We start from the raw sequence: 10,622 nt of genomic DNA, 5'->3' as shown, positions 1-10,622 counted from the left end.
ACATTGGCATCAATCTGACCAATAAACAATTTTACAATGAGCAAGAAGAAATTATCAATCGCGCTCTCGACAATGGCGTTGAACAAATGATCCTTACAGGAACGAGCGTTCGCGGAAGCAAAGAATCAGCGGGRATAGCAGAAGATTATCATGAAATTTTATTTTCCACAGCAGGAATTCATCCTCACGATGCAAAATCTTTCAACACCGAAAGTATTAATGAATTAAGGAAATTATTGAAACTTGATCACGTCATTTCGGTTGGAGAATGCGGACTTGATTTTGACAGAGATTTTTCGCCAAGACCTATTCAGGAAAAATGTTATCGTGCTCAATTAGAATTATCAATTGAAATTAATAAACCTCTTTTTCTTCATGAAAGAGCAGCTTTCAAAAGATTCAACGAAATCACAGACGAATATTTATCAAAACTTCCCAAAGCGGTGGTTCATTGTTTTACCGGAACTTTAGATAAAGCAAAAGCTTATCTGGATAAAGGATTTTATTTAGGATTTACAGGAGCAATAAGCGACACCAACAGATTTAAACATTTGGAAGAAGTCATCAGATACGTTCCCCTCGACCGAATAATGATCGAAACTGATTCGCCTTTTATGCTTCCGAAAAATAYGCCGAGAATGCAAAACCGCAGAAACGAACCTTCATTTTTGCCTTATGTAGCCCAAACAATCGCACATCTCAAAAAAATAAGTATTTCCGAAGTTGCAGATGAAACTACAGAAGTCGCAAGAAATTTTTTCAGAATATAAAAAAGAGCTCTACTCACAAAGTAAAGCTCTTTTTATTTATCAATTGAAAATTGATTAAATCACTTTCAAAGCCGATTCCAAGGCTAATTCAATCATAGGTTTCAACGCTTTTTCTCTTTCTTCAGCCGAAATAAATTCTTTGGTCGGGATAATATCTGAAACCGTAAGAATAGTTGCCGCATTTTTACCCAAATGTTTGGCATTGGCAAACAATCCGAAAGCTTCCATTTCTACTGCTGGACAATTGTATTTTGCAGCAATTTCCGGAGTTGCAGGATCTTTTCTGTAAAAAATATCACTGCTGTGAATGTTGGTTGCTCTGGTTTTTAAGCCTAATTCTTCTGCAGTTTCGTTAATGACATCAAAAATATTTCCCTGATGTGAAAGAATCTCTTCTTCAAATCCCCACGCAAATTTTGCATAGGTACTTTCACTGGCTGCATTTTCTACATTTAAAATATCAAATAATTTTACATCACTCGAATATCCGCCGCAAGTTCCGATTCTGATGATCGTATCAACTTCATATTCTGTGTACAGCTCGAAAGAATAAATTCCGATACTTGGGAAACCCATTCCGCTTGCTCCCACAGAGATTTCTTTTCCTTTGTAAGTTCCGGTGTAATAAAAAATACCTCTCGTCTGACTTACCAATCTTGCGTTTTCAAGAAAATTTTCTGCTATATATTTGGCACGAAGCGGATCTCCCGGCTGCAAAACAACTTTGGCAATTTCTCCCTTTTTTGCACTGATGTGTACACTCATATTTTTGTTTTAAATTTTTTAAACATTTCTTAACGTGTCACATTTATTTCTTATTTTTGACTGATTCAATTTTATACAATGAAATTATATAAATTATCTTTATTAATGGTTGCTTTAGGCGGAACGGCTTTTGCCCAAAGTCAGAAATTTACCATGGCAGAAGCTGTAAACGGTATGAGAAGTAACCTTGCAGTAAAAAATATCTCTCAGTTTTCATGGTCTAGCGACAACAAATCTTATATCCAGGCTGTAAAAGGCGGATATTTAGCAACAGATCTAAAGACAAACAAACAGGATACTTTAATCTCGCTTCATCAGCTAAACAAAAATTTTGCGGATAAAAAACTGAAAGGTCTTCCTCCTGTAAAATTTATTACCAGTTCTGAAGCTTATTTTACGGCAAATAATCAAATGTATTGGCTGGAAAAATCAGGAAGTGACTGGAAGGTAAAACGTTCGGTTGCTTTGGGAGATAACGCTGAAAATGTGAAAACTCTGGCTGATAATGAGACTTTGGTGTACACCAAAAAGAATAACTTATTCATCAATAAAAACGGAAAAGAAGTTGCGGTAACGAATGATTCTAACGAAAATATTCTTAACGGAGCTTCAAACGTTCACAGAAACGAATTCGGAATTGATACCGGGATTTTTCCGTCTCCAAATTCTGAAAATGTAGCGTTCTACAGAATGGATCAGACGATGGTTGCAGATTACCCGATTATCGACTGGTCTGTAACTCCTGCTGTAAATGCCAATATTAAATATCCGATGGCCGGAAAAACTTCTCATGAAGTGACATTGGGTGTTTATAATATTAAAAATCAATCAACAACTTTTCTTAAAATTGAAGGAGAAAAAGACCAATATTTAACGGCAATTACGTGGAGCCCGGATTCTAAATTTATTTTTGTGGGAGTTTTAAACAGAGGTCAGAATCATTTAAGAATGAATAAATATGACGCGGTTACAGGAAATTTCATCAATACACTGTTTGAAGAAACAAGTGATAAATATGTTGAACCGCAACATCCGCTGACGTTTTTCCCGAATTCAAATACAGATTTTATCTGGCAAAGCCAGAGAACGGGATACAACCATTTATTTCATTACAGCTTAGAAAAAGGTCTGATTGCTCAGATTACAAAAGGGGATTGGCTGGTAACCGATATTTTAGGTTTTAATGAAAAGAAAAAAGAAATTTACTATACTTCTACGCAGGAAACTCCGACTGAGAAGCATTTTTACAGAATCAATTGGAATACTTTTAAAACACAGAGATTAGACAATGCAGAAGGAGTACATTCAGGAGTGTTGAGCAGTGACGGGAATTATTTGTATGATTCTTACAGCAATGCAACCACGCCTAGAGTTGCAGATATTTTGAATACATCGACTTTAAAAGCTACGAATCTTTTAAAATCAGATAATCCTCTAAAAAATTACGACCGTCCTGAAGTTAAAAACATCACTTTGAAAGCTGATGACGGAACGATTTTGTATGCAAAAGTTATTCTTCCGACCAATTTTGATCCTAATAAAAAATATCCTGCCATTGTTTATTTATACAACGGTCCGCATTTGCAGTTGGTGACAAATTCTTTCCCGGCTTCAGGAAATCTTTGGTATGAATATATGGCTCAGAACGGTTATGTTATTTTTACAATGGACGGAAGAGGTTCTTCAAACCGTGGACTGAAATTTGAGCAGGCTGTTTTCAGAAACCTAGGAACAACAGAAATGAACGACCAGATGAAAGGGGTAAATTACCTGAAATCTCTTCCTTATGTAGATTCTGAAAGAATGGGAATTCACGGTTGGAGCTTTGGCGGATTTATGACGACGAGCTTCATGCTTCGTCAACCGGATGTTTTCAAAGTAGGTGTTGCAGGTGGCCCTGTAATCGACTGGAGCATGTACGAAATCATGTACGGCGAAAGATATATGGATACTCCACAGGAAAATCCTCAAGGCTATGCTGCTTCAAATCTTTTGGATAAAGTACAGAATTTAAAAGGTAAATTACTGATGATCCACGGCGCGCAGGATGATGTTGTAGTTTGGCAGCATTCTATGAAATTCATCAAATCGGCTGTTGATCAGGGTGTTCAGATGGATTATTTTGTTTATCCGGGACATCCGCATAATGTTATCGGCAAAGACAGAGTGCATTTGATGCAGAAAGTCACCGATTATTTTGATTTATATCTAAAGAAATAATAATAAAAAATCCAGTCTAAATTAGGCTGGATTTTTTGTTTTACTAAAATTTCATCAATAGGGTTGGGCTTTAGCCCAACTGCAAAAAAATGTAATTTCAAAACTGGCTTTAGCCAAAACATACCATAAATTTTGGCTAAAGCCAAATTGCAATATCCAAAACTAAAACGGGCTAAAGCCCGTTCCTATTGATAATAAATCTCGTTGATTATACAGATTAAGCAGATTAAAAAAATGAAAATAAATCTGCGTCATCAGCAAAATCAGCGAGAGATTAAAAAATTATTCCGGAAGCCAAACGCTCACATTCCCTGCCGGAACCGGAAAATCTGCCCATCCGTCTTCTCGTATTTCTACTTTTTCTTCAGATCTTCCCAAGGCATCATAAAATGTTCTTCCGACATATCTTTCTCCCATTTCCATTGGTTTTGTGTAAGCATCTTTATTGCTTAGAACAACAGCGCAACCTTCATGCTCATCGTCGCCTTCACGAATCCAGCCCAAGCAATTCGCATCTTCAAAATAATCTCGCTGAATTCCGTATGCGTTTTCTTTTCTTGCTTTTAAAAGCGCTTCAATTCCGTCAACTTTTTCCAGTACTATTTCATGCTCATATCCTTCACGGTCGGTGTCTTTATAACTTGCACCGTATAAGTCGGGATAAAAAATACAAGGATAACCGTTTTCCCTCAATAAAATTAAAGCATAAGCAATCGGTTTAAACCAAGGTTCTACGGGAGCTTCCAGATCCTGTAAAGGCTGCGTATCGTGATTATCAACCAGACTTACCGAATGAAGCGGGTCGGCTTCTGTAAGAGTTTCAGAAAGAATGTGCCTCAAATCATAAGAATCTCCTTCTTTCGACGCAGTATGGAAATTGTTTTGAAGCGAACTGTCAAAAAGGCTCATACAGCCTTCCGTAGCTTCAATATATTTCTGAAGTAAATTTAAATATCCGGGAGCCCAATATTCTCCAACCGCAAAAATATTTTTTCCTGAATTGGAGCGCAATATAGTAAGCCATTCTTTATAAAAATCAAAGGAAATATGTTTTAAAGCGTCGAGTCTTACGCCATCAAAATCGGTTTCATCAAAATACCATTTCGCCCAGTTGTTCAGCTCTTCCCGCACGTGAGGATTTCGGTGCTCAATATCATTAAACATCAGGTAATCGTAATTTCCTTTCTCATCATCAATCATTTCTTCCCAGTCGTCACCATATTCAGATTTGATTTTATAGATGTGCGAATCTCTTCCTTCGGCATAATCGGTTCCACTGAAGCAGGTAAAATTCCATTCAAATTCAGAATATTTTTTCTGTCTTCCCGGAAATGTAAATTTGGTATACGATTCAATTTCTATTTCTCCTGAAATGACTTTATCACGGTTGTTCTCGTCAACCTTTACGACTTTGAATTTTTCAAGTTCGTCACCGCCGCCTTTGTGTCCCAAAACAACATCTACAATGACTTCGATGTTATTTTTTTTAAGGGTTTTAATAGCATTAATATATTCGTCTTTCGTTCCGTATTTTGTAGGGATTGAATTTTTCTGGTCAAATTCGCCAAGATCAAAAAGGTCGTAAGAATCATATCCTACAGAATTTTCGCCGTCTGTTCCTTTATAAGCGGGAGGAAACCAAACGGAGCTAATTCCTAGATCGGATAAATATTCTGCCTGTTCTTTAGCGTGATTCCATAGCGTTCCGTTTCCTTCGGAATACCAATGGAAAAATTGTATCATGGTCGGATTCATAATAAAAATAAATTTTGTGATATCAATTGATTGATTTTTTGTAATTATTCAAAATCCTCAAACGGAATTTTAAGTTGAACCGAAATCTGCTTTTTTTCTTCTGTGTTGAGGTGTGATAATGACAGTCCCAATAATCGTACCGCTTTATCGAAAGGGCGAAGTTCCCAAAGTTTTTTTGCCGTGGCAAAATATTGCTCGGGAGAAGTGAAATATTCTTCCTTCGTAAAACTTCTCGTAAATAATGAAAAGTCTTTGTATTTGATTTTCAGGGTTAAAGATCTTCCCAGGATCTGGTGTTTCTGTAAACGCTGATGAAGCTCTTGGCTTAAATTTTCTAATTTTTCGTTGATTTGCTGTTCGTCTAAAAGGTCTTCGAAGAAAGTTCTTTCCACCGCAACGCTTTTCTGTATTCTGTTGGGTTTTACTTCCGAATTGTGAATTCCGCGGACAACATTGTAATAATAAGCTCCTGATTTTCCGAAAAGCCTCGTTAAATCTTCTATTGATCTTTTTTTTAAATCTTTTCCTTTATAAATTGCGAGACTGAACATTTTATTGGCGGTTACTTTTCCTACACCATAAAATTTTTCGACTGGAAGTTCTTCTAAAAATTGCTCTACTTTTTCAGGATGAATGGTTTTCTGTCCGTTCGGTTTATTAATATCTGAAGCAACTTTCGCTAAAAATTTATTGATTGAAATTCCTGCGGAAGCCGTTAAACCGGTTTGCTCAAATATTTTTTGACGGATTTCCTTCGCAATCTGATTGGCAGATTCTATTCCTTTTTTATTTTCGGTAACATCAAGATAAGCTTCATCCAAAGAAAGCGGTTCTACAAGATCGGTGTATTCATAAAAAATCTCACGGATTTTTCTTGATATTTCTTTATACCGTGCAAACCTAGGCGGAACAAATATTAAACGCGGGCATTTCTCTTTAGCCGTTTTACTCGGCATTGCAGAACGAACTCCAAATTTTCTTGCTTCATAACTCGCTGCCGAAACAACACCACGATGACCGCCACCAACTGCAATTGCTTTCCCACGCAATGTAGGATTGTCATGCTGTTCCACAGAAGCATAAAATGCATCCATATCGACATGAATTATTTTGCGGAGCGGAAACGGAGAATCCATATCACAAAGGTATGGATTCTAAGATTTGTTAGTTCAAAGTTCTATGTTTAAGGTTTGAAGTTTAATCACAAGTTCCTCTCAGTTTAAGATTAACCTAATCTCAACCTTATTTTAAAAGTCTATCAATCGTCGCCTGAATTTCAGGATCTTCAGGAGAAATCGCATAATATTTTGCAATCTCAGATTTTTGGTCAATCACCATATATCTCGGAATCCAGTTTAAATCGATGTAATTGTTGAAATCATTTTTCCAGCCTGAAGAAAACCAATAATTTTCTTTTTCTTTCATATTAAATCTTTCCAGACTGCTGTCAAATTTTTCTTTTGACCTTTCCAGAGAAAAGAATACAAAATCGATATTGGGATTATTTTTTTCTAGTTCTTCGGCTTTTGGTAACGCCTTAAGACAATCTCTGCACCAACCTGCCCAGAAATCAATCACCAAAACTTTTCCTTTGTGCTTGTCTAATATTTCCTGAACGCTTATGCTTTTTCCGTTTTCATCTTCCAACTTCTGATGTAATGCCTCTTTTGAAAACTGAGTTTTTGAAACTTCAGGCGTTTTTTGTGCGCAACCCAAAGTGAAAATACCCAACATCATGGCAATCATGATCTGCTTCATATCTAAATTTTTTACAAATCTAAACATTGAAACGGAATATTAGAATGAAATCATATGAATTAGCAGAAATTTAAGAATTGAAATAATCTATAAAATATATCAACACCTATATTATTCTGACAAAAGAAGATCACTAAAAAGTAATTTGAGATTCTTCATTTCACTTTGTTCCATTCAGAATGACAAACAGAATTATTTTTTATTCACATAATTCATAATCGCCTGATTGAATTCTTCTTTTTTATCAATCACCACATTGATTGGCCAATAATACACCAGATCACGCAGATAATCGAAAGTTTTGAGACGAACGTAATCTTTTTCAGTCGTTAAAATTAATTTGTATTCACCCAGTTTTTTGTATTCAGCGAGAATATTTTTAATATCAGCTTCAGAAAAATTGTGATGATCTCTGAATTTCAAATGTTTCACTCGCTGAGAGAATTTAGCTAAATGAGCCAACAAGGGTTTTGGATTGGCGATTCCGGTGATTAAAAGAATGTCGTAATAATTCAGGTTGTTATCAGGAAGCATTTTTTCCCTTGTTCCGTAAACATTTTCATCATAACCAATCGATGAGAAAAATACTTTCTGGGTTCTTGTCGGACGGATTCTCGAAATATAATACTGTTTTGTTTCTTCAGTCAGTTCATCAGGACATTTGCTGACCATAATGATGTCGGCTCGACTTGCTCCTCCTCTTGATTCTCTTAAATCTCCCGCAGGTAGAAGGTGATCTTTGAAATAAGGATCATTAAAATCGGTCATCAGAATATTAAATCCGGCTTTGATGGCTCTATGCTGCATCGCATCATCAAGAATCAGAACATCAAGATCCATATCTTCGATTACTTTTTTGGCTCCAGGAACCCGGTCTTCGGAAACGGCAATCACAAAACGGTTTTTAAAACGCTCAAAAAGCTGCATCGCTTCATCACCCACAGTTTTATAATTACTGTCGTAATTAGTAACGTCATATCCTTTTGTCAATCTTCCGTAACCTCTGGAAAGCACACCGGTTCTGTAATATTTAGACAGAGATTTGGCGAGGTACATCACCATCGGCGATTTCCCGCTTCCGCCCACAGAAAGATTACCGACATTGATAATCGGTGTCTTGAATTTCGTAGATTTAAAAATTCCCAGATCATACATTGTGTTTCGGATGCCCGTAACCATGTGATAACCTAAAGAAAAAGGATAGAGATACCATCTTTTCATACGTTGGCAAAAATAAGAATTTTAAAACCTTTTAGAAGATGTTTTTGGTCAGTTTTCAAAAATAAATCTTAATTTTTTTGTCATAAATTAAAGTATTTTTGCAAGAACGTTTAAGAAGTGAAATTTAAACAAATTATTTAAAGGAAAACGGGTATAATTTGTTTTGTTTTATTTCTAAATTAAATAGTATTACATTGAGATATTTTATTGAATTTTCATACAACGGGAAAAATTATTTTGGCTATCAGATTCAGCCGAAAGATATTTCCGTGCAAGAAGAACTGGAAAATGCACTTTCAACCATTTTAAGGGAAGAAATTAAAACAACAGGAGCGGGTAGAACCGATACGGGAGTTCATGCCAAAAAAATGTTTGCTCATTTTGAGACCGAACAGGAACTGAGCGACCAGCTTTCTCATAAGCTCAACAGTTTTCTTCCAGCCGATATTTCAATAAAAAGGATATTTAAAGTTAAAGATGATTTTCATGCGCGTTTTGATGCGACTTTCAGAACGTATGAATATTATATTTCTTTAGAAAAAAATCCGTTTACTCAGGATTCGGCTTGGCAACACTGGAGAAAATCTTTAGACATCAGTAAAATGAATGAAGCCTGTAAAATTTTATTTGAATATGAAGATTTTACAAGTTTTGCGAAACTTCATACCGACAACAAAACCAATCTGTGCAAAATGTACAAAGCAGAATGGGAACAGAACGGAACTGAGTTGAAATTTACCATTTCAGCCAACCGGTTTTTACGAAATATGGTAAGAGCAATTGTCGGAACGATGGTTGAGGTGGGTTCAGGAAAAATTCAGCCTGAAGATGTGCGAAAAGTAATCGAAAATAAAAACCGAAATTCTGCCGGAACTTCTGCGCCGGCTCATGCACTTTTTTTGGTAGATGTTGGTTATGATTTTAAATAAATGATTAAATTTATACCAAACTAAAGGCTATGATGTCAATAATTATTCTTGTAGGTTCTTATCGTTATTACGCAGGATTGGCAGAGAGATTTGGCAAAAAAAGATGGTATTTCGGGCTTTTAGCGATTGGTGTTTATTTAGGATTTCAGATGATGTTTCTGTTTTCGTACGAAGCTTTCATGGTTTTAAATAATCCTGATTTTTTTAATGAAAATAAGTATTCCGGTTTTTCGGTAATCAATATTATCAACTGGCTGTTTGGAATAGGTGGCGTTTTAGGGATTTACAAGCTGCTTGAATATAAATTTAAAAAAGGAAATATTTCAAGCCCTGCTTTGGAAATCGAAGAAATAGTTAACAAATAATGATAAATAAATGGTGACTTGATGTTTCAAAGTCACCATTTTAATTTTTTAAACTAATCATCATGGATGCAATCGGCCAATTAGCTTTTGCGCTCAATCATTTTGCTGGTCTTACAGAAGAAGATTTCAAATTATCTGAAAATTGCTGGCTTCCTAAAAATTACAAAAAAGGCGAATTCTATAATCTGCGAGGCACGGTTTGTACCTATTTCGGTTTTATTGTAGATGGAGTTTTCCGGTCTTATACGATTGATGAGAAAACCGGAGAAGAAAAAAATGTATTTCTGTATTCGGCAAATGGTTTTGTGGTTTCCTTTAAAAGTTTTATTAATCAAATTCCGTGTGATTATCACACGCAGGCTTTAACGGATGCTTCTATTATTTTTATCAGATATACCGATTTGTTTTCGTTGTACAATCGATCGCACAGTTGGGAAAAATTTGGAAGATTACTGGCACAGGAAGCATTCAATATTACCATGTCCAGAATTGAGGGATTTATTTTAAAATCACCTGAAGAGCGGTATTTAGATCTCATCAAGCAGCATCCTGATATTTTTAATAATGTTCCGTTATCATATTTCTTCGTATTTAGGAATTCAAGGGCCGTCTTTAAGCAGAATCAGAAAAAGAATTTCAGGTAAATAATACGATTTTAACCGAGGTTAAAATTATCCTCATTTTATTGGCGGAACTTTGTCTCATAATTAAAAACCAACTTAAAAATAAAAGTTATGAAAACAAAAACAATCGTATTAATTCATGGGTTATTTGTGAACAATACAAGCTGGAAAGAGTGGAAAACTTATTTTGAAAACCAGGGTTACACGGTGCATGCT

The 10,622-nt window shown here is 35.6% G+C and carries 10 protein-coding genes; 5 read left to right on the top strand and 5 right to left on the bottom strand.

Going from position 1 to position 10,622, the window contains the following annotated elements:
* Positions 1-2: 2 nt before the first annotated feature.
* Positions 3-770, top strand: a complete 768-nt coding sequence (locus tag AB4Y90_RS11555; RefSeq protein WP_441557732.1) for a TatD family hydrolase — start codon at positions 3-5, stop codon at positions 768-770.
* A 54-nt stretch (positions 771-824) separates the two neighbouring features.
* On the opposite strand, the gene deoD is transcribed toward AB4Y90_RS11555, so the two are convergent.
* Positions 825-1,535, bottom strand: coding sequence for a purine-nucleoside phosphorylase (deoD, locus tag AB4Y90_RS11550; RefSeq protein ID WP_441557731.1), 711 nt, complete (start codon positions 1,533-1,535; stop codon positions 825-827).
* Positions 1,536-1,613: 78 nt separating this feature from the next.
* Here deoD and AB4Y90_RS11545 point away from each other — a divergent pair, with 78 nt between their 5' ends.
* Entirely contained in the window at positions 1,614-3,755 is a 2,142-nt protein-coding gene (locus AB4Y90_RS11545) for a DPP IV N-terminal domain-containing protein (RefSeq protein ID WP_441557730.1), read from the top strand.
* Positions 3,756-4,037: 282 nt separating this feature from the next.
* On the opposite strand, the gene AB4Y90_RS11540 is transcribed toward AB4Y90_RS11545, so the two are convergent.
* The 4 genes from AB4Y90_RS11540 to lpxK all read right to left on the bottom strand — a co-directional run bounded on the left by AB4Y90_RS11540 (position 4,038) and on the right by lpxK (position 8,489).
* Entirely contained in the window at positions 4,038-5,510 is a 1,473-nt protein-coding gene (locus AB4Y90_RS11540) for an alpha-amylase (protein ID WP_441557729.1), read from the bottom strand.
* A gap of 44 nt (positions 5,511-5,554) precedes the next feature.
* Complete coding sequence (dinB, locus tag AB4Y90_RS11535) at positions 5,555-6,646, bottom strand: DNA polymerase IV (RefSeq protein WP_441557728.1); 1,092 nt, start codon at positions 6,644-6,646, stop codon at positions 5,555-5,557.
* A gap of 106 nt (positions 6,647-6,752) precedes the next feature.
* The gene (locus tag AB4Y90_RS11530; RefSeq protein ID WP_441557727.1) at positions 6,753-7,268 is read right to left on the bottom strand and encodes a TlpA family protein disulfide reductase; all 516 of its coding nucleotides are present in this window, start codon (positions 7,266-7,268) and stop codon (positions 6,753-6,755) included.
* Between the two features lie 192 nt (positions 7,269-7,460).
* On the bottom strand, positions 7,461-8,489 hold the full coding sequence (gene lpxK, locus AB4Y90_RS11525) for a tetraacyldisaccharide 4'-kinase (protein WP_441557726.1): 1,029 nt from the start codon (positions 8,487-8,489) through the stop codon (positions 7,461-7,463).
* Between the two features lie 194 nt (positions 8,490-8,683).
* Here lpxK and truA point away from each other — a divergent pair, with 194 nt between their 5' ends.
* The 3 genes from truA (at position 8,684) to AB4Y90_RS11510 (ending at position 10,427) form a co-directional block, all read left to right on the top strand.
* Positions 8,684-9,418, top strand: a complete 735-nt coding sequence (gene truA / locus AB4Y90_RS11520; RefSeq protein WP_441557725.1) for a tRNA pseudouridine(38-40) synthase TruA — start codon at positions 8,684-8,686, stop codon at positions 9,416-9,418.
* A gap of 29 nt (positions 9,419-9,447) precedes the next feature.
* Positions 9,448-9,783: a hypothetical protein gene (locus AB4Y90_RS11515; protein ID WP_441557724.1), complete on the top strand. Its 336-nt coding sequence runs from the start codon at positions 9,448-9,450 to the stop codon at positions 9,781-9,783.
* A gap of 62 nt (positions 9,784-9,845) precedes the next feature.
* Positions 9,846-10,427 (top strand): Crp/Fnr family transcriptional regulator, encoded by a 582-nt coding sequence (locus tag AB4Y90_RS11510; RefSeq protein WP_441557723.1) that lies wholly within the window; start codon positions 9,846-9,848, stop codon positions 10,425-10,427.
* The last annotated feature ends 195 nt before the right edge of the window (positions 10,428-10,622 follow it).

This window comes from Chryseobacterium sp. 2TAF14 (assembly GCF_052115105.1).
GTDB lineage: Bacteria > Bacteroidota > Bacteroidia > Flavobacteriales > Weeksellaceae > Chryseobacterium.
This window is presented reverse-complemented; position numbering and strand designations above follow the sequence as displayed.

Bases quoted from the DNA above. Each gene is read 5' to 3' on its own strand.
- AB4Y90_RS11530 (WP_441557727.1), bottom strand. From the start codon at position 7,268: ATGAAGCAGATCATGATTGCCATGATGTTGGGTATTTTCACTTTGGGT.
- AB4Y90_RS11545 (WP_441557730.1), top strand. From the start codon at position 1,614: ATGAAATTATATAAATTATCTTTATTAATGGTTGCTTTAGGCGGAACG.
- deoD (WP_441557731.1), bottom strand. From the start codon at position 1,535: ATGAGTGTACACATCAGTGCAAAAAAGGGAGAAATTGCCAAAGTTGTT.
- dinB (WP_441557728.1), bottom strand. From the start codon at position 6,646: ATGGATTCTCCGTTTCCGCTCCGCAAAATAATTCATGTCGATATGGAT.
- AB4Y90_RS11540 (WP_441557729.1), bottom strand. From the start codon at position 5,510: ATGAATCCGACCATGATACAATTTTTCCATTGGTATTCCGAAGGAAAC.
- AB4Y90_RS11515 (WP_441557724.1), top strand. From the start codon at position 9,448: ATGATGTCAATAATTATTCTTGTAGGTTCTTATCGTTATTACGCAGGA.
- lpxK (WP_441557726.1), bottom strand. From the start codon at position 8,489: ATGAAAAGATGGTATCTCTATCCTTTTTCTTTAGGTTATCACATGGTT.
- AB4Y90_RS11510 (WP_441557723.1), top strand. From the start codon at position 9,846: ATGGATGCAATCGGCCAATTAGCTTTTGCGCTCAATCATTTTGCTGGT.